General features: G+C 74.3%; 24 protein-coding genes and 1 tRNA gene. 10 read left to right on the plus strand and 15 right to left on the minus strand.

The genetic code is table 11. From position 1 onward, the window contains the following. Positions 1–197 precede the first annotated feature (197 nt). Both ACLQ22_RS10980 and ACLQ22_RS10985 read left to right on the plus strand, forming a co-directional pair. Positions 198–1,001 carry a cyclase family protein gene (locus ACLQ22_RS10980; RefSeq protein ID WP_425692189.1) on the plus strand — a complete coding sequence of 268 codons (804 nt, stop codon included), beginning with the start codon at positions 198–200 and terminating at the stop codon, positions 999–1,001. 59 nt (positions 1,002–1,060) lie between these two features. Beyond that, positions 1,061–1,579: a hypothetical protein gene (locus ACLQ22_RS10985; protein ID WP_425692190.1), complete on the plus strand. Its 519-nt coding sequence runs from the start codon at positions 1,061–1,063 to the stop codon at positions 1,577–1,579. 38 nt (positions 1,580–1,617) lie between these two features. On the opposite strand, the gene ACLQ22_RS10990 is transcribed toward ACLQ22_RS10985, so the two are convergent. Further along, positions 1,618–1,704 (minus strand) — tRNA-Ser (locus ACLQ22_RS10990). 97 nt (positions 1,705–1,801) lie between these two features. Between ACLQ22_RS10990 and ACLQ22_RS10995 the strand changes: the two genes are divergently transcribed. Further along, positions 1,802–2,341, plus strand: a complete 540-nt coding sequence (locus ACLQ22_RS10995; protein ID WP_425692191.1) for an AAA family ATPase — start codon at positions 1,802–1,804, stop codon at positions 2,339–2,341. Positions 2,342–2,350: 9 nt separating this feature from the next. Beyond that, entirely contained in the window at positions 2,351–3,328 is a 978-nt protein-coding gene (locus ACLQ22_RS11000) for an NAD(P)H-quinone oxidoreductase (RefSeq protein WP_425692192.1), read from the plus strand. 50 nt (positions 3,329–3,378) lie between these two features. Here the strand turns inward: ACLQ22_RS11000 and soxR are convergent, their stop codons facing one another. Beyond that, the gene (soxR, locus tag ACLQ22_RS11005; RefSeq protein WP_366641614.1) at positions 3,379–3,843 is read right to left on the minus strand and encodes a redox-sensitive transcriptional activator SoxR; all 465 of its coding nucleotides are present in this window, start codon (positions 3,841–3,843) and stop codon (positions 3,379–3,381) included. A gap of 46 nt (positions 3,844–3,889) precedes the next feature. Here soxR and ACLQ22_RS11010 point away from each other — a divergent pair, with 46 nt between their 5' ends. Next, the gene (locus ACLQ22_RS11010; RefSeq protein ID WP_425692193.1) at positions 3,890–4,657 is read left to right on the plus strand and encodes a transketolase; all 768 of its coding nucleotides are present in this window, start codon (positions 3,890–3,892) and stop codon (positions 4,655–4,657) included. A 2-nt stretch (positions 4,658–4,659) separates the two neighbouring features. After that, positions 4,660–5,562 (plus strand): transketolase family protein, encoded by a 903-nt coding sequence (locus ACLQ22_RS11015; RefSeq protein ID WP_425692194.1) that lies wholly within the window; start codon positions 4,660–4,662, stop codon positions 5,560–5,562. 64 nt (positions 5,563–5,626) lie between these two features. Here the strand turns inward: ACLQ22_RS11015 and ACLQ22_RS11020 are convergent, their stop codons facing one another. Further along, complete coding sequence (locus tag ACLQ22_RS11020) at positions 5,627–6,334, minus strand: glycosyltransferase family 2 protein (protein ID WP_366641753.1); 708 nt, start codon at positions 6,332–6,334, stop codon at positions 5,627–5,629. A gap of 121 nt (positions 6,335–6,455) precedes the next feature. On the opposite strand from ACLQ22_RS11020, the gene ACLQ22_RS11025 reads away from it, so the two are divergent. Continuing rightward, a complete protein-coding gene (locus ACLQ22_RS11025) occupies positions 6,456–8,678 on the plus strand; it encodes a hypothetical protein (protein ID WP_425692195.1) in 2,223 nt (740 codons plus the stop codon). 154 nt (positions 8,679–8,832) lie between these two features. Beyond that, on the plus strand, positions 8,833–10,431 hold the full coding sequence (locus tag ACLQ22_RS11030; RefSeq protein WP_425692196.1) for a ricin-type beta-trefoil lectin domain protein: 1,599 nt from the start codon (positions 8,833–8,835) through the stop codon (positions 10,429–10,431). Positions 10,432–10,535: 104 nt separating this feature from the next. Here ACLQ22_RS11030 and ACLQ22_RS11035 read toward each other — a convergent pair whose 3' ends face one another. The 6 genes from ACLQ22_RS11035 to ACLQ22_RS11060 form a co-directional block, all read right to left on the minus strand. Then, positions 10,536–11,126 (minus strand): hypothetical protein, encoded by a 591-nt coding sequence (locus tag ACLQ22_RS11035; protein WP_425692197.1) that lies wholly within the window; start codon positions 11,124–11,126, stop codon positions 10,536–10,538. Between the two features lie 55 nt (positions 11,127–11,181). Beyond that, positions 11,182–12,603, minus strand: coding sequence for a sensor histidine kinase (locus ACLQ22_RS11040; protein WP_425692198.1), 1,422 nt, complete (start codon positions 12,601–12,603; stop codon positions 11,182–11,184). Continuing rightward, a complete protein-coding gene (locus ACLQ22_RS11045; RefSeq protein WP_425692199.1) occupies positions 12,596–13,288 on the minus strand; it encodes a response regulator in 693 nt (230 codons plus the stop codon). The genes ACLQ22_RS11040 and ACLQ22_RS11045 overlap by 8 nt, the downstream gene beginning before the upstream one ends. 69 nt (positions 13,289–13,357) lie before the next feature. After that, positions 13,358–13,870 carry a hypothetical protein gene (locus tag ACLQ22_RS11050; protein ID WP_121397519.1) on the minus strand — a complete coding sequence of 171 codons (513 nt, stop codon included), beginning with the start codon at positions 13,868–13,870 and terminating at the stop codon, positions 13,358–13,360. Between the two features lie 139 nt (positions 13,871–14,009). Continuing rightward, entirely contained in the window at positions 14,010–15,011 is a 1,002-nt protein-coding gene (locus tag ACLQ22_RS11055; protein ID WP_425692200.1) for a phosphotransferase, read from the minus strand. Positions 15,012–15,063: 52 nt separating this feature from the next. Further along, positions 15,064–16,236, minus strand: coding sequence for a thiolase family protein (locus ACLQ22_RS11060; protein ID WP_121397517.1), 1,173 nt, complete (start codon positions 16,234–16,236; stop codon positions 15,064–15,066). Positions 16,237–16,324: 88 nt separating this feature from the next. Between ACLQ22_RS11060 and ACLQ22_RS11065 the strand changes: the two genes are divergently transcribed. Next, complete coding sequence (locus tag ACLQ22_RS11065) at positions 16,325–16,753, plus strand: PH domain-containing protein (RefSeq protein ID WP_425692201.1); 429 nt, start codon at positions 16,325–16,327, stop codon at positions 16,751–16,753. Positions 16,754–16,825: 72 nt separating this feature from the next. Here ACLQ22_RS11065 and ACLQ22_RS11070 read toward each other — a convergent pair whose 3' ends face one another. Continuing rightward, positions 16,826–17,740, minus strand: a complete 915-nt coding sequence (locus ACLQ22_RS11070) for a rhomboid family intramembrane serine protease (protein WP_425692202.1) — start codon at positions 17,738–17,740, stop codon at positions 16,826–16,828. Positions 17,741–17,834: 94 nt separating this feature from the next. Beyond that, positions 17,835–18,365 (minus strand): peptidylprolyl isomerase, encoded by a 531-nt coding sequence (locus ACLQ22_RS11075; protein ID WP_121397514.1) that lies wholly within the window; start codon positions 18,363–18,365, stop codon positions 17,835–17,837. A gap of 84 nt (positions 18,366–18,449) precedes the next feature. Between ACLQ22_RS11075 and ACLQ22_RS11080 the strand changes: the two genes are divergently transcribed. Continuing rightward, the gene (locus ACLQ22_RS11080; RefSeq protein WP_425692203.1) at positions 18,450–19,265 is read left to right on the plus strand and encodes a hypothetical protein; all 816 of its coding nucleotides are present in this window, start codon (positions 18,450–18,452) and stop codon (positions 19,263–19,265) included. A gap of 154 nt (positions 19,266–19,419) precedes the next feature. Here the strand turns inward: ACLQ22_RS11080 and corA are convergent, their stop codons facing one another. The 4 genes from corA to ACLQ22_RS11100 form a co-directional block, all read right to left on the minus strand. Beyond that, positions 19,420–20,559: a magnesium/cobalt transporter CorA gene (gene corA, locus ACLQ22_RS11085; RefSeq protein WP_425692204.1), complete on the minus strand. Its 1,140-nt coding sequence runs from the start codon at positions 20,557–20,559 to the stop codon at positions 19,420–19,422. Positions 20,560–20,915: 356 nt separating this feature from the next. Continuing rightward, the gene (locus ACLQ22_RS11090; protein ID WP_425692205.1) at positions 20,916–22,010 is read right to left on the minus strand and encodes a PLP-dependent aminotransferase family protein; all 1,095 of its coding nucleotides are present in this window, start codon (positions 22,008–22,010) and stop codon (positions 20,916–20,918) included. Between the two features lie 106 nt (positions 22,011–22,116). Continuing rightward, a complete protein-coding gene (locus ACLQ22_RS11095; RefSeq protein ID WP_132240536.1) occupies positions 22,117–22,575 on the minus strand; it encodes an ester cyclase in 459 nt (152 codons plus the stop codon). Between the two features lie 92 nt (positions 22,576–22,667). Continuing rightward, positions 22,668–23,060, minus strand: a complete 393-nt coding sequence (locus ACLQ22_RS11100; protein WP_366641599.1) for a CBS domain-containing protein — start codon at positions 23,058–23,060, stop codon at positions 22,668–22,670. Between the last annotated feature and the right edge of the window lie 78 nt (positions 23,061–23,138).

Raw genomic sequence — 23,138 nt, forward strand, 5'->3', positions numbered from 1 at the left:
CCGGGGTCGCCGAGTACAGTGCCGGCCGGCGGCCGGTCGACGGCGACGACACCGGCCGACGCAATCTCGATTTTCGGGCGTGCCGCATGCCGAACACGAAGCGCGGCGGAACCATTACCGGAGAATCATCCGCGAGACCCGCACCCGGAATCGGCCCGGTACGCATCCGTCATCCCCGCAGAGACAGGATCACCACCATGACCGCACTCCTGGACGCCGTCGCCGCGGGCGTCACCATCCACGACCTCAGCCAGCCGTTCGAGGAGGGGATGCCCTGCGCGCCGAACCACCCGGGATTCCGCCTGGCCCTGCTCCGCCGGCACGGCGACGTGGTGCGGGCCGACGGGGGCTCGTCGGCCGGCGAGCTGATCGTCACCGGCGGGCACGTCGGGACCCACGTCGACGCGCTGTCGCACATCTCGCAGGACGGGCTGCTGCACGGTGGCCACGACGCCGCCGAGGCGCAGTCGGGTGGCCGGTTCCGCGTACACGGCACCGAGACGATTCCGCCTCTCGTCCGGCGGGGGGTGCTGCTGGACGTCGCCTCGGCCCACGGGGTCGACGTGCTTCCCGGCGGGTACGGCGTGACCGCCGACGACCTCGAACGGTGCCTGCGGCGTACCGGCGTGCGGCTGGGCGAGGGCGACGTGGCGCTGGTGCGTACCGGCTGGGCCCGGCACTGGACGGATCCGACGGCCTACCTGGGCCTCGACACGGGGGTGCCCGGCGTCGACCCCTCCGGCGCGGCCTGGCTCGCGGAGCACGGGGTCGCCCTGACGGGCGCGGACACCACCGCCTACGAGCAGATCCCACCCGGCGCCGGGCTCCGGACGCTGCCGGTCCACCGCCTGCTGCTGGTGGAGGCGGGCATCTACATCGTCGAACACCTGCGGCTGGACTCGCTGGCGGAGGCCGGCGTGAGCGAGTTCCTGTTCGTCCTCGCCCCACTGCCGATCGTCGGCGGCACGGGCTCGCCCGTACGCCCGCTGGCCGTCGTGTGACACGCGCCCGGCTGCCTCGCGCCACCGCCCGTCGCTGCTCGGGCACGTAGTCTCGCCCGGTGATCGAGATGCCCCTGACCGCTCGGCAATGGCGTCGCCGGGCGACGATCGCCGCCGCCGTCGCCTTCGCCGTGGCTTGCATAGGCGCGCCGGTCAGGCAGGCGGTGACGAGGGCGATCGAGGCGGGGCGGGGCGAAAAGACGCCCGCTGCGGCGGCCGAGGCGTACCTCTTGGCCGTCTTCCAGCCGGACGACAACCCCGACATCAACCGGTGCCTGTGCGGCGACAATCGGGACGAGCTGTTCCGACAGGCTCGCGACCTGCGCAAGCAGGTCGAGTCGCAGGTCACCTTCGGCGTGCGGGTCGAGACGACCAACTGGCAGACCGACTCGGACGGCACGGTCTCCGTGATGGTGGACCTGCGGTTCACGGAGGTCGACCCCTCGGGAAGCGTCACCTTCACCGGCGCCACCCACCGGTGGGGCTTCCAGACGGCCGAGGAGGGGGGCATCAGCGGCGGCTGGAAGGTCTGCCGCGTCGACGCGCCGCCGCTGTGCGGCACCTACCTCCGCTGCTGACGATATCTGGCAGCTCGGGCTTTCTGCTGCTCAGGAAGCGGAGGGTGTGGGATTCGAACCCACGAAGACATCGCTGCCTTACCGGTTTTCAAGACCAGCGCCATCGGCCACTAGGCGAACCCTCCCGGGCCGCGCTCCCCGTGGGGTGCGCGACGTGCCTAGTCTGCCACGGACCCGCTCCGGGCGAGCGGGCACCGCACCCGCGCTGGCATGATCGGCGGCATGTGGGAGACCCCGTCGGTGGTGCTGATCAGCGGAATCATGGCGGCCGGAAAGTCCACTGTGGCCGAGGCGCTGGCCCGGCGGCTGCCCCGCGCGGTGCACCTGCGCGGCGACGTCTTCCGGCGGATGGTGGTCAGCGGGCGGGCCGAGATGACCGCCGAGCCGTCGCCGGAGGCGTGGCGGCAGCTGCGGCTGCGCTACGACCTCGCCGCGTCGGCGGCGGACCGGTACGCCGCCGCCGGCTTCACCGTGGTGCTCCAGGACGTGGTCCTCGGCGCGGAGCTGCCGGCGATGGTCGACCGGATCCGCCACCGGCCGCTGGCGGTCGTGGTGCTCGCGCCGAGCCCCGAGGCCGTCGCCGCACGCGAGGACGCGCGGGAGAAGAAGGGGTACGGGGACTGGCCGGTCGCCGACCTGGACGCGCGGTTCCGGGCGGAGACGCCCCGGATCGGGCTCTGGCTGGACACCTCCGCGCTCACCCCGGCGCGGACGGTGGACGAAATCCTGGCCCGGGCGTGGACCGACGGACGGGTGGGGTAGACACGGAACATGCGCGCGATCACGATCCCGGAGCCCGGCGGACCCGACGCACTCGTCTGGAGCGAGGTGCCCGATCCCGAGCCCGGCCCGGGTGAGGTGGTCGTCGACGTGCGGGCCAGCGCGGTCAACCGGGCCGACCTGCTGCAACGGCAGGGGCACTACCCGCCGCCGCCGGGCGCGCCCGCGTACCCCGGGCTGGAGTGCTCAGGAGTGATCAGCGCGATCGGTCCCGACGTGGCCGGCTGGGAGGTGGGCCGGGAGGTCTGCGCGCTGCTGGCCGGCGGCGGCTACGCGGAGCGGGTCGCGGTGCCGGCCGGGCAGCTCCTGCCCGTGCCGGCCGGCGTCGACGTGGTCGACGCGGCGGCGCTGCCCGAGGTCGCCTGCACGGTCTGGTCGAACGTGGTGCAGGTGGCCCGGCTCGCCAAGGGCGAGACGCTGCTGCTGCACGGCGGCGGCAGCGGGATCGGCACCTTCGCGATCCAGCTCGCGGTCGCGCTCGGCGCCACCGTGGCGGTCACCGCCCGGGCCGGCAAGCACGAGCGGCTGCGTGAGCTGGGCGCGGCACACACGATCGACTACCGCGAGCAGGACTTCGTCGAGGAGGTCCGGCGGGTCACCGGCGGCCGGGGCGCGGACGTCATCCTCGACATCATGGGCGCCGCCTACCTGCCCCGGAACGTGGCGGCGCTGGCCACGGGCGGCCGGCTGGTGGTGATCGGCATGCAGGGTGGCCGCAAGGGCGAGCTGGATCTCGGGGCGCTGCTGGCCAAGCGGGGCACGATCGCGGCCACCGCGCTGCGGTCCCGGCCGCTGGCGGAGAAGGCGGAGATCGTGCGCGGCGTCCGCGAGGAGGTGTGGCCGCTGGTCGAGTCGGGCGCGGTCCGGCCGGTCGTGGACCGGCGGGTGCCGATGACCGAGGCGGCACGGGCGCACCGGCTGGTCGAGTCGAACGACCACGTCGGCAAGGTGCTGCTCACCACCGGCTGACGCGCGGTCCGCCCCGGCGGAAGACGGGGCGGCCGGGCCGGCCGGGCGGGTCAGGGGGTCGGCGTCGTCTCCTCGGCCCCGCGGGGGAGCACCAGGCGGGCGCCGGGGCCCTCGCCGGCGAGGGAGTCGCCGGGGTTGTTGAGCGTGCAGCGTTGCAGGGACAGGCAGCCGCAGCCGATGCAGCCGTCGAGGTCGTCGCGGAGCTTCGTCATCAGCCGGATCTTCTCGTTCAGCCGCTCCCGCCAGGTCGCGGAGAGCCGCGCCCAGTCCTCCGCGCTGGGCGTGCGGGAGGCCGGCAGGGAGTCCAGCGCCTCCCGGATCTCCTCCAGCGAGATGCCGACCTGCTGGGAGATCCGGACGAACGCCACCCGGCGCAGCTCGGTGCGGGCGTAGCGGCGCTGGTTGCCGCCCGTCCGCTCCGCCCGGATCAGCCCGAGCCGCTCGTAGTAGCGCAACGCCGAGGGCGCGACGCCGCTGCGGGTGGAGAGCTGGCCGATGGTCAGAGACTCGTGCATCACGTCGCCTTGAGTTGAAGTGGACTTCAACTTGCAGGCTAGCGGCATGACCACGACCACCGCCAGCGCGGGTCCGGCCCCGACCGCCGTGCCACCCCGTGATCCGACCACCGCGCCACCCCGCCACCCGACCGCCCCGCCGCTGCCGGGACCAGTCGCGCCGCTGTACGAGCGGGTCCGCGCGGGCCGGGAGTTCGGCGCGAACGTCCGCTCCACCGTCGACGTGCTCTGGGTGCTCTACGACCGGGTCCTCCGGATCGCCCCGGAGACCGTCGACGACCCTGGACGGGACCGGTTCCTGCTCTCCAAGGGCCACGCCGTGGCCGGCTACTACGCCGTACTCGCCGCGAAGGGGTTCGTGCCCGCCGGCTGGCTCGACGACCAGGGCGGGCCCGGAAGCCGGCTCGGCGACCACCCCGACCGGGTGCTGGTGCCCGGGGTGGAGATCGGCTCCGGCTCGCTGGGCCACGGGCTCGGGCTCGGCGTCGGCACCGCGCTCGGGCTGCGCGCCCAGGGCCTGCTGACGCCCCGGGTGTACGTGCTGCTCGGCGACGCGGAACTGGACGAGGGCTCCAACCACGAGGCGATCGCGTACGCGGGGGCGACCGGGCTGGGCGGCCTGACCGCGATCGTGGTCGACAACGGCTCCGCCACGCACGGCTGGGCGGGCGGCGCCGCGGCCCGGTTCACCGTCAACGGCTGGACCGCCGCCACCGTCGACGGGCACGACCACGAGGCCCTGCACACCGCCCTGACCGGGCACGACAACCACCGGCCGCACGTCGTCGTCGCGGTCGTCGACCAGGGGGAGTGACCGTGCGGGAGCGCTTCATCGAGACCACCACCGCGCTGCTGGCGGAGGATCCGCGTACGGCCCTGGTGCTGGCCGACATCTCCGCCGACGCGTTCGACCCGGCCGCGTACCGGCACCCGGACCGGGTGCTCAACGTCGGGATCCGGGAACAACTGATGCTCGGCGTGGCCGGCGGGCTCGCCCTGACCGGGCTCCGGCCGATCGTGCACAGCTACGCCCCGTTTCTCGTCGAGCGGGCGTACGAGCAGATCAAGCTCGACCTGGACCACCAGGGCGTGGAGGCGGTGCTGGTCAGCATCGGCGCGTCGTACGACCGGGCGGAGTCGGGGCGCACCCACCTGTCCCCGGCCGACGTCTCGCTGATCGACACCCTGCACGGCTGGACCGTGCACGTCCCCGGCCACCCCGACGAGGTGCCGGCGCTGCTGCGGGACGCGGTGGCCGCCGACGGTTCGGCGTACCTGCGGCTGTCCACGCTGCACAACGCCCGGCCGTACGGCGGCGACGGCGCGCTGCGGGTGGTCCGGGACGCGGGGCCGGGCGCACCGCTGCTGGTCGCGGTGGGGCCGGTGCTGGACGCGGCGGTGGCGGCGGTGGCCGACCTGGGCGTGACCGTGGCCTACACCCACCGGCCGCGGCCGTTCGACACGGCGGGGCTGCGGGCGCTGGCCGGCGACGCGGTGATCATGGTGGAGCCCTACCTGGCCGGCACGTCGGCCCGGGTGGTGTCGGCGGCCCTGGCCGACCGGCCGCACCGGCTGCTGGCGCTCGGCGTGGGACGGGAGGAGTTGCGCCGCTACGGCTCGGCCGAGGACCACACCCGCTGGCACGGGCTGGACGCCGCCGGGCTGCGCCGCTCGGTCACCGGGTTCCTGGACGCGGCGCCGGTGCCGGCCGGCCGCTGAGTCACGCCGGACGTCGGCGGGCCCTGCACCGCCGACGGCGGGCGGCGCGGGAGGGCGGGAGGGTTCAGCGGGTCGGGGCGCCGAGGGGGCGGCGGCGGGTGCGCTCGCGGCCGAGGATCCAGATCGCCTCGACGCCGTCCTTCCAGGTGATCTTCTTGCCCTCTTCGCGGCCCCGCGCGCGGTAGCTGATCGGGACCTCGTAGGGGCGGATGCGCCGGCGCAGCAGCTTGCCGGTGACCTCGGCCTCCATGCCGAAGCCCCGGGAGCGGATGTCGAGCGAGCGGTAGAGCGCGACCGGCATCAGCTTGAAGCAGGTCTCCAGGTCGCCGATGTAGGAGTTGAACAGGACGTTCGCCGCCATCGTGACGCCCTTGTTGCCCATCACGTACCAGAAGCTGTAGGCGCTGTGGCTGCCGAAGGTGCGGTTGCCGTAGACCACCTCGGCCCGCCCGTCGAGCACCGGGTCGAGCAGCTTCGGGATGTCCATCGGGTCGTACTCGAGGTCGGCGTCGAGAATGACCATGTAGTCGCCCTCGGCGTTGTCGACCGCCGTCTTGATGGCGGCGCCCTTGCCGGCGTTGCGCTGGTGGGTGATGACCCGCAGGCGCGCGTCGTCGGCCCGACCGAGGATCTCACCGGTGCCGTCCCGGCTGCCGTCGTCGACCACGACCAGCTCGATCTCACACGGGTAGTCGACCGCCAATGCCTGCTTGAGGGCATCCGCGATGCGTTCTTCCTCGTTGTAGACCGGCATGAGGATCGAGAGCTTCACGGGAATCTCCACGGTGGCGACGATATGTCGGCCCTAGCCTAGCCTGGCGGTTGACGACGCGGTGCTCAGCACTGCGGGCATTGGGCGCGGCGACCTCAGGTTCATGGTGTTTACTGCCGCCATGTCGGCAGTCGGCTACCCGCTCGCCCTGGCGCCGGTCGCCGCGATCGGACTACTCGCCGTCGCGCTCCGTCCGGTCTCGGCCGGGACCCTGGCGGGGCGGCGCCTCGCGCTGGTCCGGGCGGCTCTGGTCACCGGCGCGTTCGCGGTGCTCACGGTGGAACTGCTGGGCGCGCTGCGGCTGCTCACCCTGCCGGCGTTCGCCGTGGCCTGGCTGTCGCTCCTCGCCGGCGCGGTCGCCGCCGTCGGCTGGCGACGCCGCCGGGACGCCGCGCGCGGCACGGCCGTGGTCGCCGCCGCGCACCGCGCGGTCGAGGTCGTCGCCGCGCCGGAGCCCGTGCTGGTCGGCGCGACGGCCGGCCCGGCCGTCGGCGCCCCGCCCCCTCCGCCGGCGCCGCCCGCCGCCGCACGCCGCGTCGCGCCCCGCCGCGCCGGCTGGTGGACCCGGCTGGCCTCCGCCTGGCGTACGGCGGGCCGGGGCGAGCGGCTGCTCGCCGGCACGGTCGGCGGTCTGCTGCTGGTCGAGTTGCTGATCGCCCTGCTGGCCGAGCCGAACAACTTCGACTCGCAGACCTACCACCTGCCCAAGGTGGAGCACTGGGTGGCCCAGGGCGGCCTGAGCTTCTGGCCCACCGCCATCCACCGGCAGGTGACCATCCCGCCCGGCGCCGAGTACCTGCTGCTGCACCTGCGCCTGTTCACCGGCGGGGACGCGCTGCACCACCTGGTGCAGTGGGCGGCCGGCGTCGGCGTACTGCTGGCGGCCACCCGGATCACGGCGCAGCTCGGCGGGGGACGGCGGGCCCAGCTGCTGACCGCGTTCGTGCTCGCCACCACGCCGATGGTGGCGCTCCAGGCGACCAGCACCCAGACGGATCTGGTCTGCGCCGCCTGGGTGGCCTGCGCCGCCACGGTGGCGCTGGACGGGCTGCGCCGACGCGCCGGGATCGGGACGATGCTGGCGCTGGGGGCGGCCACCGGGCTGACCGCGCTGACCAAGACCAGCGGCCTGGTGGCGGTCGGGCCGCTGCTGCTGCTCTGGGGGCTGGCCCAGCTCCGGCTGGCCCGGACCGGTTCCGCGCCGGACCGCGCCGGGCCGCCCGGCCGGGGCACCGACGCGTCCCGGACCGGTGGCGGCCGGTCGCGGCGGCAGGTGCGTCGGACGGTCGCCGGGTCGGCGCTGATCCTGCTGGTGGCGGTGGTGGTGGTCGGGCCGTTCCTGGCCCGGGTGACCGCCGAGTTCGGGCATCCGCTCGGGCCGCCCCGGCTGCGCGAGTCCATCCCGATGGAACGGCACGACCCGCCGTCGCTGCTGGTCAACGCGCTGCGGATCGCGCACACCGCGTTCGACACGCCGCTCGCGCCGCTGCGCCGGGCGGGCGCCGAGGCGATCATCGGCGGCGCCGGGGCGATCGGAGTGGACCCGCAGGACCGGGCCACCACCTTCGGGCGGGAACGGTTCCCGGTGCCGTCCTGGTATCCGGACGAGGACCGGGTGGCCTTCCCGCTGGCCGGGGCGCTGGCGGTGATCGGGGCGGCGTACGCGCTGGCCCGGCCCGGTCGAGTCGCCCCGACGCAGGCGGGTCCGCTGCGCGCGTACGCGGTGGTCGTGGTGGCGGCCGTGCTGCTGCACACCGCCATGATCAAGTGGCAGCCGTGGGGGAACCGCCTGCTGCTCTACGCGCTGGCGCTGGCCGTACCGCTGGCGGGGCTGTGGCTGGACGCGCTGTTCCGGCGCCGGGCCGGCGGCACGGACGGACGGCGGCCGGTGGCGGCCGGGCTGGCGGTGAGCGTGCTGGCCACCTCCGCGCTGGCCGGGGTGCTGGCGGTGTCGTACGGCTTCCCGCGCCGGCTGGTCGGGGCGGGCTCGGTCTTCACCACCTCCGAATGGGACACCCGGTTCCTGCGGCGCCCCCAGTGGGCGGCGGAGTTCCGCTGGGCCGCCGAGGCGGTACGCGCGACGGGCGCCCGCCGGATCGGCCTGGTGCAGCAGAACGACAACTGGGAGTACCCCTGGTGGCTGCTGCTTCGCGACGCGGACGGCCGCCCGCCGGAGCTGGTGGCGCTCCAGTCGGTGCTGCCCGAGCGCCCGCCGACCGATCCGGCCTCGGTGGACGCCATCGTCTGCACGGGCAGCCGGCCGGCGTGCACGGCGCTGGTGCCGACGGGCTGGCGCGTGCAGTTCCGAAGCTACGTGGGCTACGCCCTGCCGCCGGGGAGCTGACCGCTGGGAAGCCGACCGGCGCACGATTCGACCGGATCGCCCGGTTCTGCACTCTGCGGCAACGATTACGAGACGCATTCACATACCTCGAAGCCGACGCTACCTTCTGGTAACTCGATCGACGTCCCGCGATCGAGCCGAAAGGAGTGCGTCGATGCTTGGTTCCTCCGCCAGGCGCGAACGCGCGACCCGACGACGGGCCCTCACCGTCGTCGCCGCCGCCGCTCTCGTCCTGCCGATGCTCGCCGGAACGGCCACCCCCGCCACCGCGGCCGACCGTCCCGCCGTCCAGCCGCTCCCCGCCAACCTGGAGACGATCCGCGCCGCCGAGGCCACCGCGCTCTACGGCACGCCCGCCGTCCGCCCCATCGAGCAGCGCCGCACCGCGCTGATCACCATGGGCGACAGCGAGATCTCGGGCGAGGGGGTGGGCAACTACGTGCCCGGCACCCACGAGCCCGGCAACTGGTGCGACCGCTCGTACGACCAGGCGGTGTTCCGCACCGGCATCGCCGCCGACGAGAAGTACAACATCGCCTGCTCCGGCGCGACCCCGTGGAACCTGATCCGGGGCGGGCCGACCCAGCACAACGAGCTGAACCAGGGCGACCACCTCGCCATCAAGGCGCGCAACACGCACATCAAGCTGATCTGGGTGGTGGTCGGCGCCAACGGCGACGGCACGATCCAGTTCGGCCCGGTCGCCACCGACTGCGCCGTCCGCCGGGTCCTCCTCCAGGGCGCCTGCTACCCCACCTACACCGACCAGTGGAGCGTCCGCACCGACGGCAGCCGGCAGGCCGTCGAGGACGCGCTCGAAGACATCCGGCAGACGATGACCGGCGCCGGCTACCTGCGCTCGGACTACGAGCTGGTGCTGATGTCGTACCCGAGCCCGGGCAGCCCGGACGTCGAGGACAACCCGAACTTCCCCGGCTGGTACGCCGGCGGCTGCCTGCTCTACCTGGCTGACGCCGCGTTCGCCCGGAACAAGGCGGTGCCGATGTTCGAGTCGGCGCTGCGGGCGGCGGCCACCAACACGGGCACCCGCTACCTGGACGCCAGCCGACTCTTCCACGGCCACGAGGTGTGCACGGACAACACCTCGGTACGCGGACTCCACATCGAGCTGGGCATCTGGGACGAGAACGCGGCCCGGCAGTCGTTCCACCCGAACAAGCGGGGGCACGGCATGTTCGCCCAGTGCGTCACCCAGTTCGTCAACTCCGGGCGGCAGCGGGCGACCTGCGTGGACCCGGCCAGCACCGGCAACGGCGTGCTCTACGACGGGCTCTTCGAGTTCAAGCAGCTGCGCAACGCCGCCACCGGCACCTGCGTCGACGGCAAGGGCTACGACTCGCGCAACGGCACCCCCCAGCAGTCGCACGGCTGTCACGGCGGGCGCAACCAGGGCTTCTGGTACGACCCGACCCGCCAGTCGCTGCACTCGGAGCTCTCCCACGACCGCTGCCTGGACGTCTCGGGCGGTTCGCTGAGCGCCGGTACGGCGGTGAACATCCACGACTGCCACGGCGGCGCCAACCAGAAGTTCGTGCTGGCCGGCAACCAGATCAGGACGGCCGGCAACGCCAACCTCTGCCTGGCGTTCGACAACCCGCTGCTGGGCACCCCCCGGCTGCGCCTGGCCGCCTGCTCCACCAGCGCCCGCCAGCAGTGGTCCTTCGAGTCCCGCAACTTCGCCAACCCCGTGGGCTACGGGCACGACGACTTCATCGGCTCCCGCGTCTACTGAGTCCGGCCCTCCCCGCGTGAGCGGTGCCGCCCTCCCCCGGGGGCGGCACCGCTCACACCGACCGGCGTGGTGCGGCCCGCCGTCGTCGGCGGGCCACACCCCACCTACTTCTGCCGGGCCGGCACGACGATCAGGCGGGCGACCCCGCCGTCGCCCTCCTTGGCACCGGCCACGCCGACGGTCGTGCCGACCTTGACGTCGGCGGACCGGATCGTCGTGCGACGCTCCACGACGCGCAGCTTGTCGCCGAAGGTCCAGGTCATGGTGAAGCCGTCGGTGGACTTCACGGTCATCGAGTCACCGTCGACGGCGGTCACCTCGCCCCGCTGCACGGCGACGGTCCGCGTACCGCCGTCCTTCGTCCGCACCACGGCCTCGCCGTGCAGGGCGTCCCGACGCAGCAGCACCCGGGCCTGCCGGCGCTCGCGGCGCTCCTCCGCGCGCTCCCGCCTCTTCTCCCCGGCCGCGCCCGGCGACGCCTCCGGCGAGGCGGGTGCGGCCAGCGGCTCGACGTCCAGGTCGCCGGTGTCGAAGCCCAGCGCCGCCAGCGCCTGCCCCTCCGCGCCCAGCGCCGCGGCGACCTCGACGGCGGTCTCCCGGGCCGGCTGACCGGCCGGCCCGGCGGCGCCGCATCCGCCGACGCCGAGCGCGACCGCCGCGAACAGCGTGGTGGTGGCGATTCCCCAACGTGCCATGAGTCTCCCTCTCGTCCGTGGAGCCCCAGCCTCCCGCCGACCGGCGAGCGGAGGGTCAGATTGATGTTCGGGTCAGGTAAGGATCCGGGGGCAGCCGCACGGTGAACGCCGCGCCGCCCTCCGGCGCGTGCCCGGCCGCGATCTCCCCGCCGAGCCGGCGGACCAGGCCGGCGGCGAGCGCCAGCCCCAACCCGCTGCCGACCTTGCGCAAGCCCCGGTAGCGCTGGTGCAGGGCGCCGCGCTCGAAGGCGACCGCCAGGTCGTCGTCGGTGAAGCCCGGTCCGCCGTCGCGGACCTCGACGACGCCGCCCGCCAGCGGGTCCGCGCCGGCCGCCCGGACCGCGAGCACGATCGGCGCACCCGGCGGTACGACCCGCAGCGCGTTCTCCAGCAGCCCGTCCACCACCTGCCGGATGCGCCCCGGATCGGTGTACGCCGGCACCGGCGCGTCCGGGACCTCCGCGCGGAACGGCACCCCCACCTTCGCGCACCGGTCGGCCCAGGTCCGGCCCGCGTCGGCGGCCAGCCGGGCGAGGTCCACCGGCACCGGTTCGAGCGGGAAGTCGGCGGCCTCCAGCCGGGCCAACGCCAGCAGGTCGCTGACCAGCCGGTCCAGGTGCTGCGCCTCCGCGAGCACGGTACGACCCGCGTCGGGCGCGTCCGCCGGCCCGATCACCCCGTCGGCCAGTGCCTCGGCGTAGCCCCGGATCGCGGTCAACGGGGTGCGCAGCTCGTGCGAGACGGAGAGCAGGAACTCCCGCTGCCGGCCCTCGCTCGTGGCCAGCGCGGCGGCCAGCCCGTTCAGCGCGTACGCCAGGTCGGCCACCTCGTCGGGCGGCTCCACCGGCACGCGTACCGCCCGGTCCCCGGCGCGCAGCCGGGCGGCGGCGTCGGCGGCACGCCGGATCGGTCGGGCCAGCCGGCGGGCGAGCAGCAGCCCGGCGACCACCCCGGCGGCGAGCCCGGCCAGCAGCGGCAGCCAGAGGCTGGGCACCACCTGCCGCCACGGCGCGGTGGGCCGGGAGCGGATCAGCACCACCCCGTTGCCGCCGGGCAGGGCGCGTCCCTCGATCAGCGTGCGCCGCCCGTCGAGCAGGCGGCGGGTCGACACGTTGCGCCCCTCGGCGACGCGCCGCACCACCCGCGGCGGCAGACCGGGGCGCTCGGCCACCCCGCCCCGGACGAGGTACGCGTCGATGCCCTGGGCGTTCAACTGCCGGACGATCCGCTCCTCGTCGGCGGTGCGCCCGGTCTCCAGCCTGGGACGCAGCACCGCGGCGGCGAGCAGGGCCTGGGCGGCCAGCGCCTCCTGGTCGCGTCGTTCCACCCCGCGTACCGCCAGGGGCACCGCGACGATCGCGGTGACCAGCACCGAGACCAGGGCGACCGCACAGGTGACCAGCACCGCGCGGGACGTCAGCGTCCGGCCGGGACGGTGCCGCGGCGCCGGCGGCGGCGCGACGGTCGGCTCAGCCATCGGCGGAGTACCCGACGCCCCGGTGGGTGCGGATCACGCCGGCCTCGCCCAGCTTCGCCCGGACCTGTGCGACGTGCACGTCGACGGTCCGGGTGCCGGCGTGCGCCGCGTACCCCCAGACCCCGGCGAGCAGCTCCTCCCTGGTGAAGACCCGGCCCGGTCGGGCCATCAGGTGCGCCAGCAGGTCGAACTCGGTGGAGGTGAGCTGGACCGGGGTGCCCGCGGCGGTCACCGTGCGGCGGGTCGGGTCGAGGGCCACCGCGCCGACGACCCGGGGCAGGCCCGTGCCCTCGGGCGTCCCGGCGGTGCGTCGCAGCACCGCCCGCACCCGGGCGACCAGTTCGCGGGGGCTGAACGGCTTGGTGACGTAGTCGTCCGCCCCCAGTTCCAGCCCGACGACGCGGTCCACCTCGTCGTCGCGGGCGGTGAGGAAGATGACCGGCGTCCAGTCGCCGGCCTCGCGCAGGCGCCGGCAGACCTCGGTGCCGGTCAGGGCGGGCAGCGCGATGTCGAGGACGCAGGCCACCGGGCGCAGGCGGCGGGCGGCGGCCAACCCGGCCGCCCCGTCCCGTTCCAGGTGTACGCCGAAGCCGTCCCGGGTCAGGTAGAGCCGGACCAGGTCGGCGATGGCCGGCTCGTCCTCCACCACGAGGACGAGCCCGCGGGGCGCGGCGTCGACGGTCACCGGCCCATGATTGCCGACCCGGTGCCGCCGCGACGGTCAGCGGATGTTCGGGTTCGGTAAGAAGACGGGTCAGCGCACCACGGCGGGGCGGAAGGCGACGGGCCGCGCGACCGGCGGGGCCTCGCCGATGGTGGCGACGAGCCGCTCCCGGGGCGTCCGCAGCCGGGTCCGGAAGGCGTGGTTGAGCAGGGCGTCGAGCTGCCACACCTGCTTCGGGTGGCGGGTGCGGATGAGGAACCGCTCGCGGATCCCGTCGATGGCGGTGGCGGCCATCTCGACCGACTGCAGGCGCGGGTCGGGGCTCCAGGTGACGTTGCTGAGCTCCCGCAGTTCCGTGTTGAGGTGCAGGCGCAGCCGGTGCAGCACGCGGGTCTGCTGGGTGACGACCAGCCGTCGGTGGGTCAGCAGGAGCAGGTACTCGCCGGCCATCGGGCGGTCCGGCCGGGCGCACCGGGTGACGAGGATGGTGGCGTCGCCGGAACCGACGCAGCGTCGGAAGACCGGCATGTGCCGGGTGACGGTCTGCACCGCCAGCCCGGCCTCGGAGGCGGCCGGGAGGAACGTTCGGGAGAAGACGTCCATGCCCTGCCCAACGAGGCGCGACCTGGGGTGACGTGGGTCACGCGGGAATTTTGGAACTTCCACGCGCGCGCGTCGCACCGCCTGTCCGGCTTCGGCGCCGGCCGCCGGAGGGCCGGTCGACCGGCGTCGCCGCGACGGCTCAGACCGGATCCGGCGCGAACAGTTCCTGCAACCAGCCGGGCACCGCGGCGGCGTACTCCGCCCGGGTCGGGTCGGCGATCGGGAGGGCGCGGCGCCAGGAGAGCGCCCGGCTGACCCGGGTGACGCGGACGGCCAGGCGGGCCGCCTCGCGCAGCGTCGCCGGGTCGTGCCCGTCCGACCACGGCTCCAGGTAGGCGTCGCGCAGCCGCGCCAGCGCCGGGTCGCCGTCGGGCAGCCCGAACGCGTCCGCGACCGAGTTGAGCGTCACCAGCAGGGTGCCGAACGGGTGGGCCACCGAGGCGTCGCCCCAGTCGAAGAAGCGGTGCCCGTCGCCGGCCACGAACACGTTGCCGTCGTGCAGGTCGTCGTGCTGGACGGTCGGCGCGAGACCCGACGCGGCCAGCCGCCGGCAGTCCTCGGCGAAGGCGGACCGGTGGGCGCGCAGCCGCCCGTACGCCTCGGCGGTGAGCCCGTCCTCCGCCCCGAGCAGCAGCGACTCCTCGTCGTCCAGCAGCGCCTCGAACAGCTCCGGCAGCACCTCCGGCCGGTGGTCGGGCACGCCGAGGGCGAGCAGTTCGCCGGCCCGGGGCGCGACCGCGCGCTGGAGGTGCGCGTACTCGGGCAGGACCCGCTCCCAGCGGCTCAGCAGGCTCCGGTCGCCGCCCAGCGCGTCGCGCAGCGTCCGACCGCCGTCGGGCAGCAGGGACCAGCCGCGCTCGGCGTCCACGGCGACCGGGTCGAGCACCCGGTCGGGGACGAGCCGGGCCAACGCGGCCAGCAGCGCCGCCTCGTGCCGGGTGCCGGGGTTGTTCGCCTTGAACCAGACGTCCCCGGCGTCGGTCGGCACCCGCCAGACCAACGACCAGGGCCGGAGCCGTGGCTCGACCGGCCCGACGACCCGGCGGCCGTGCCGACCGAGTTGCTCGCCGATCCAGTCGAGGGCGGTCTCCCGCCAGTGCGGTTCGGCCCAGTCGGTGTGGGCGGCGGTGGCGTCGGTCACGCCCGGCAACCTAGCCGCCGCCCCGCCACGGGGCCAGGAGTTTTCCCGCCCGCTACAGCAGCTCGACGATCGTCGCGTTGGCCATGCCGCCGCCCTCGCACATCGTCTGGAGGCCGTAGCGGATGTCGTTGTCCCGCATGTGGGCGAGCATGGTGCACATGATCCGGGCGCCGGACCCGCCGAGCGGGTGGCCGAGGGCGATCGCGCCGCCGCGCGGGTTGAGCCGCTCCGGGTCCGCCTCGGTCTCCGCCAGCCAGGCCAGCGGCACCGGCGCGAACGCCTCGTTCACCTCGTACACCCCGATCTCCTCGATGCCCAGCCCCGCGCGGCGCAGCGCCTTCGCGGTGGCCGGGATGGGCGCGGTGAGCATGGTGACGGGATCGTCGGCGGCGACGACGGCGGTGTGCACTCGCGCCAGCGGGCGCAGGCCGTGCCGGCTGGCCCACTCGCTGGTGGTGACGGCGAGCGCCGCCGCGCCGTCGGAGATCTGCGACGCGGAGCCGGCGGTGACGACCCCGTCCGCGCGGAACGGGGTGGCCAGCTCGCCGAGCTTCTCCAGCGAGGTGTCCCGCCGGATGCCCTCGTCGGCGGCGAACTTGCCGCCGTCGGCCAGGGCGACCGGGGCGATCTCGGCGTCGAAGGCGCCGGCGTCCTGCGCGGCGGCGGCCTTCTCGTGGCTGGCGAGGGCGAACTCGTCGAGCTGCGTGCGGGACAGGCGCCAGCGCTCGGCGATCAGCTCCGCGCCGACGCCCTGGTTGAACGGCAGCGGCGCGTCGTCGGCGAAGCCCTCGACGCCGCGGTAGCGGTCGCGCAGCTGGTCGCTGAACGGCGACCCGCCGGCCACGCTGGAGCCCATCGCGACCCGGGTCATCGACTCGACGCCACCGGCGACGACCAGGTCGGCCTGGCCGGAGAGGACGGTGGCGGCGGCGAAGTGCAGGGCCTGCTGGCTGGAGCCGCACTGCCGGTCGAGCGTGGTGCCGGGCACCGACTCGGGCCAGCCGGCGGCGAGCACGCCGTTGCGGGCGACGTTCCACGACTGGTCGCCGACCTGGGAGACGCAGCCCCAGACCACGTCGTCGACCTGCGCCGGGTCGATGCCGGTGCGCTCGGCGAGGGCGCGCAGCACGTGCGCCGAGAGATCGACCGGGTGCACGGCGGCCAGGCTGCCCTTGCGCCGCCCCACCGGGGTGCGTACCGCGCCGACGATGACTGCGTCACTCATGACTACTCCCCGGTAACTTGGGCTGGCCCCGATCCTACGTCGTCGGCGGGCCGGGCGTCCTCCCCCGGTGCCCTGGCATGCTGAACGGATGTCTCCCGACCCGGCCCCGACCCGGCAGTGGCGGGTGCCGCCCACCCTGCCGGCGCTCAAGCTGACCGGCGCGGTCGCGCTGCTCGCGCTGGCCCTGCTCCTCGACGGGGGCGACCCGATCCGGTTGGCGCTGGCCGTGCTCACCGCCGCCGCGCTCGCCGGCTGGGCCGCGCGGGACCTGATCGTGCCCGTCCGGCTCGCCGTCGACCCGGACGGGATCACCGTCGTCCGGGGCTTCGCCGGGCACCGGCGGCTGCCCTGGTCGGCCGTCGAGAAGGTGACCGTGGACCGCCGCGCGCGGCGGGGCCTGACCAGCGAGCTGCTGGAGATCGACGCGGGGGAGTCGCTGCACCTCTTCGGCCGCCACGACCTCGGCGCGGATCCCGCCGAGGTGGCCGAGGCCCTGCACGAGGCCCGCCCGCACTGAGCGGGCCCGCGCACCGGGTCGCGGCGGTGGCCCCGGCCGGCCCGCGCCCGGAAGGCGGGACCGGGCGGGAGGTCAGCCGCCGACGATGGCCGCGGTGCGGACCAGGGCCAGACCGACCAGCGCCGCCACGATCACCGCGACGCCCGCGAGCTGCACCAGCGACCGGCGCGACCTCGGGGCGTACGCGAACACGAGCGCCAGCAGCGCGCCGACCACCAGGCCGCCCAGGTGCCCGGGGATCGAGATGCCCGGCACGGTGAACGTGAAGACCAGGTTGATCACCAGGACGGGGAGCACCTGGGAGATGTCCCGGCCCATCTTCCGTTCGATGACCACCAGCGCGGCGAACAGGCCGAAGATCGACGTGGAGGCGCCGGCGGTGAGCTGGTTCTCCGCGCTGAACAGGTAGGCGGCGACGTTCCCGCCCAGCCCGGCGACCAGGTAGAGCGCCAGGAAACGCAGCGGCCCGAGGCTGGCCTCCAGCGACCGCCCGAGCACCCACAGCGCCCACATGTTCAGCAGCAGGTGGACCACGCCGTAGTGCAGGAACATCGCGGTGACCAGGCGGTACCATTCGCCCTCGGCGATGCCGCCGATCGTGCCGTCCGGGAAGATCGCGCCGCCGAGCACGGAGCCCCAGTCGGTCAGCGGGGTGCTGCCGCCCATCAGGCCGCCGAAGCCGGAGCCGCCGACCGCCGCGTCCCCGCCCCGGTCCGAGGCGATGGAGAGCAGCATCATCAGCACGTTGAGCGCGATCAGCGCCTTGGTGACGTAGCCGTGCCGGCCGGCGGCACCGCCACCGAAGGCGGTACGCGCCGGCCGCACGCTACGACGTCCCTCCGCCACGCACTCCGGGCACTGGAACCCGACCGACGCCTCCCGCATGCAGTCCGGGCAGATCGGCCGGTCGCAGCGGGTGCACCGCACGTACGTCTCCCGGCCGGGGTGCCGGTAGCAGACCGGGGTGGTGGGTGGCGACTCGCTCACCGCGCCCGCCCGCCGTCGCGGATCGTGCGGCCCACCAACCGGTCCCGGCCCTCGGAGCGCTCAGTCATGCCGGCAAAGGTACCTCGCGGACCACTCAGGCAGCGGTCCGCTCGATCTCGACCCGCTCGATGACGACGTCCTGCAACGGCCGGTCGTTCGGACCGGTCGGGGTGTTGGCGATCGTGTCGACGACCTTCGCGGACTGCTCGTCGGCCACCTTCCCGAAGATGGTGTGCCGGTTGTTCAGGTGCGGCGTCGGCGAGACGGTGATGAAGAACTGCGAGCCGTTGGTGCCCGGCCCGGCGTTCGCCATCGCCAGCAGGTACGGCTGGTCGAAGCGCAGCTCCGGGTGAAACTCGTCACCGAACTTGTAACCCGGGCCACCGCGGCCGGTGCCGGTCGGGTCGCCCATCTGGATCATGAATCCGCTGATCACCCGGTGCGAGATGGTGCCGTCGTAGTACGGCCCGCTGCCCGGCTGACCCGTACGCGGGTCGGTGTATTCGCGGTTGCCCTCCGCCAGGTCGACGAAGTTCTTGACGGTCTTCGGGGCGTGGTTCTGGAAGAGCTCCAGCCGGATCGGGCCAGCGTTGGTGTGCAAGGTGGCGTAGACAGCCTCGGCCACGGGTACTCCTCACTCGTTGGTCAGTTCCATGCGGATCCTCCCATGTGCCCGATCTGGCAGTGCGGAGGCATCCGAAGGTGGAGGATGACGAAGGAACAACTCCCAGGAGGTGGGACCGTGTTTGGAATCGGGCGGCGTAAGACCCAGGGGCAGCTGGCCAAGGTGGAGCTGAACCAGGGCCTCGGTCACCTGAGGCAGGCCGCGACGTACGCCGCGAAGGGTGCCGGCGCCACCGTCGCCCCGCGGGTCCAGGCGGCCCGGGGCGCGGTCGCGCCGACGGCCGTCATCGTGCGCGACCGCGCGTCCAGCGGCCTCGCGTCCACGGTCGCCGCGCTCGCGCCGCTGGCCCTGGCCGTCCGCAAGGCGCAGGCCGAGGCGGCGGGCAAGGCGGTCACCGGCCGGAAGGCAATGGCAGCCAAGCAGGTCGCGGCCGGCAGGAAGGTCAAGGCGAAGAACATGAAGGCTTCCCGGAAGAAGAACTCCCGACGGGGCGGGTCCATGATGACCGGTCTGCTCGCGGCCGGCGCGGTGGCCGGTGTCGCCGCGGTGGCGATGCGGCGGCGCCGGGAGCAGCAGGAGTGGGCCGAGTACGACCCGACCCGCACGCTGGAGCCGATGCGCGACGAGGTGGAGACCATGGAGATCCGCACCCCGGTGACCGACGCCTCGACGATGTCGAGCGGTTCGGGCGTGGCGGGCGGCCCGACCGGCGCCGGCAGCTCGGCGGTGGCCGGCGGCGACAGCGCCTCCACCACCACCCCCGGCAAGCAGCCGACGGTCCACGCGACGGACAAGGTCCCGTCGGTGGCCGAGGGCGCCAAGGACACCTCGGGCCGTCCGGCGGACGACCTGACCGAGGCGCTCGGCAAGGGCACCGCCAAGACCAACGGCCGCCGCTGACACCTCTGTCGGTCACGGAAAGCGCCGGCGAAGCGGCTCCCGCCGCCCCGCCGGCGCTTCCGCGTCCGGCGGAGGCTGCGGGGTCAGGTGGCGCCGGGACGACGGGGTCAGGCGGCGCCGCGTCCGGCGGGAGGGCTGCGTCAGGCTCGGGCGGTCAGAGCCAGCCGTTGCGGCGGAACCAGCGGTAGAGGGCCAGCGAGATCGCGAGCATCAGGGCGAGCACGACGGGATAGCCGTACGTCATCCGCAGCTCCGGCATGACGTCGAAGTTCATCCCGTAGATGCCGGCGATGGCGGTCCAGACGGCGGCGATGGCGGCCCACGCCGCGATCTTGCGCATGTCGTTGTTCTGGTCGACCGTGACCTGGGCCAGCCGCGCCTGGAGGATGGAGTTGAGCAGGTCGTCGTAGGAGTTGACCTGCTCGACGGTGCGGCTCAGGTGGTCCTGCACGTCGCGGAAGTAGCGGCGGATCTCCTTCGGCACGTCGCGGTTCATCTGCGCGGTGAGGGTCAGCAGCGGGCGCTGCAACGGCATCACCGCCCGCTTGAACTCCACCAGTTCCCGCTTCATCTGGTAGATCCGCTGGATCCGGCCGGTGGACTGGCGGTCGAACACGTCGGTCTCCAGCGTGTCGAGGTCGTCCTCCAGCCGGTCGGCGACCTCCAGGTAGATGTCGACCACCCGGTCGGTGACCGCGTACGCCACCGCCCAGGGGCCCTGGAGCAGCAGGTCCTGCTTCGTCTCCAGGTCGGCGCGGACGGGGGCCAGCCGGCAGGCGTCCCCGTGCCGCACGCTGATCAGGAAGTTCGGGCCGATGAAGAGCATCACCTGGCCGGTCTCGACGACCTCGGAGTGCTCGGTCAGCTCGGCGTGCTCGCAGTACCGGGCGGTCCGCAGCACCAGGAAGCTGACCTCGCCGAACTGCTCCAGCTTGGGGCGCTGCTGCGCCTTCACCGCGTCCTCGACGGCCAGTTCGTGCAGCCCGTACGTGGCGGCGATGGCGGTCATCTCGGCCAGGTCCGGCTCGTGCAGGCCGAGCCAGACGAAGCCGTGCTCCTCGCGGCGGGCCGCGGCGAGCGCCTCGGCGTACTGCCAGTCGCCCGGCTGCCGGCGGCCGTCCACGTAGAGGGCGCAGTCGACCACCGCGTTGCGCTGCGGGCCGGCCGGCGGGGACGTCTGCTGAGGGCTGTCGGAGTTGAGCCGGCGGGTCATCGCCCGCACCGGCGCCACCCAGTCCCGGGGCCTGAGCACCCGTCCGCCGTTCGACGCGGTCGTCCGTTCCCGGTCCGTCATCACGCCCCCTCCCCACGCGCTGCCGCCGGTGAACAGTACGCCGCCGTGGATGATCACCGCCGGTGACGATCGCCGGGATGGTGGCGCCGGGTGGGCCGGGTCGCATCAGGGGGGTGAGGGGACGACACGGCCCACCCGACGCCCTTTTGGGGGCGGGGGTTGTGCTGGTCGCGCCGCCCCACGTGCCGCCGGCCGGGCCGGCCCGGGCTCGTCGCCGGGCGCGGCGGGGCCGACACCGGGCGGTGAACTCCGCTACACGTGGTGAGTGACGCTCGCAGCATTGTGGGCCGCCGGCCGCCCCGGCGGGAGTCCCGGGGCGGCCACGATCGTCCAACTGTCAGAAATCTGACAGAAATTCAGCTCCGTACGGCCGCCATGGCCTCCGCCAGGCGCCGCACGCCCTCATCGATGCGGTCCGCGGTCACCGCCGAGTACGCCAGCCGCAGGGCGTGCCGCCCGCCGTCGACGACGAAGTCGCTGCCCTTGACCACGGCGACCCCGCGCTCGGCGGCGGCCGGGGCGAGCCGGTCGACCTCCACGTCCTCGGGCAGCTCGACCCAGAGGAAGTAGCCGCCGTCCGGCTCCACGAAGCGGGCCTCCGGGATGTGCCGGCGCAGGGACTCGGCCAGCACCCGGGCCCGCTCGCCGAGCGCGGCGCGCACGGTCTCGATGGAGCGCCCGATGTCGCCGGAGACGCAGAACTGGTGCACGATCGCCTCGGAGACCATGCCCGGCGAGATGTAGAGGCTGGTCGCCTTCTTCGCGATGTCGCCGATCAGGTCCGCCGGACCGACCAGGTAGCCGACCCGTACGCCCGGGCAGACCGTCTTGGTGAAGCTGGAGGCGTGCACCACGACGCCCCGGGTGTCCAGCGAGAGCATCGACGGCAGCGCCTCGCCCCGGAACCGGATGTCGGCGTACGGGTCGTCCTCGAAGATCGTGAACTCGTACTCGGCGGCGAGGTCGAGCAGCTCCCGGCGCTTCTCCAGGCTGAGGGTCACGCCCGCCGGGTTCTGGTAGTTCGGGATGACGTGCGCCAGCCGGGGACGCACCCCGGACTCCAGCAGCTTGCGCAGCTCGGCGGTGTCGAGCCCGTCCGGCTGGACGGAGACGCCGTGCAGCTCGCTGCCCATCCGCTGGAGGTTGAGCAGCGTCCGGTCGTACGTCGGGCGCTCCACCACCACCGCGTCACCGGGGCGGACCAGGTGGTCGAAGAGGAACGCGTCCGCCTGCAACGACCCGTTGGTGATCAGCACCTGGTCGGCGGAGACCCCGTGCTTCTCGGCGATCCACTTCCGCAGCGGAAGGTAGCCGACGGAGGTGCCGTACGCGGTCACCCCGGCGGGGTCGGCGTCGAAGGCGCGGACGGCGGCGGCCTTGAGCCCCTCGACATCGACGATGTCCAGCGAGGGAGCGCCACGGGCGAAGGAGATCAGCTGCTCGGCGGTCATGGCTGTTCAGCGTACGGAAGCCGACGGGGTGCGCGCGGAAGGCACGGCGATGTCCGCATCCTGAGCCACCGGGACGGGTGACCGGCGTCGACCGGTCGGCGGCAGGTCAGACCGGAAGGCCGAGCGGGTCGTGCTGCGCCTCCCGGGATAGCCCGTCCACGTGCAGGCCGAGCGCCGCGATCAGCTGCCCCCAGTCGAAGTAGGACCGCCAGGCCGCGATCCGGCCACGCCGGACCCGGACGACGTCCACCACGTCCCAGCTCACCAGCCGGCCGGTCGGCGCGACGGTGCCGAACGGGGTGTGCAGCACCCCGGTGTGGGTGCCGGTCAGCCGCTGCTCGACGGCCGCGCCACCGGCCGTCTGCACCGACCCGAGCGGGTCGACGGACAGGTCCGGGAAGGCACCGGTCCAGGTGCGCAGCAGGGCGGGCAACTCGATCGGGCGCACCGTGACGCCGGGCATCGAGTAGAAGGCGTCGGCCGCGTAGAGGTCCGGCAGCCGGGCCACGTCCCGCCGCAGGAGCATCGCGTACTGCTGCTCGACCAGCCGATCCGCGCCACGCATGAGGACCTCCGTCGCGGGTCACGGCCCGTCCGTGCCCGCACGGGAATCCTTACCCGTCGATCGGCCCGCCACACCCTCCGCCGAGCGGCGGCTCAGGTCGACTCGGCCATCCGGCTCTCCGCCCAGACCCGCATGATGTCCCGGACGGAGATCACCCCGGCCACCTCGCGCCCGTCGAGCACCACGAGGTGCCGGAAGCCGCCCCGGGCCATGGCCGCGGCCGCCTCCTCCACCGTCCACTCCGGCCCGGCGTAGACCACGTCCCAGGTCAGGTGGGCGGCCGTCCGCTCGACGTCGCAGTCGAGGTCGGCCCCGATGGCCCTGAGCACGTCGCGTTCGGTCATGATGCCGACCCCCTCGGAGTCCGGGTCGATCACGACCGCCGACCCGACACCGCGGGCCGACATCATCCGGGCCGCCTGGCGGAGCGTGTGCTCCGGGCCGACCACGAGAACCTCGCTGGACATCGCTTCCCGAACCTGCATCACGCATCACCCCTGTGGGACGGTGGCACCCGGTAGGGGACATGGTGCGCCCGGGCGCTGCCGCGGACAAGACCGGAC

Origin of the sequence: Micromonospora sp. DT178, assembly GCF_049841695.1 — a bacterium.
Lineage (GTDB): Bacteria > Actinomycetota > Actinomycetes > Mycobacteriales > Micromonosporaceae > Micromonospora.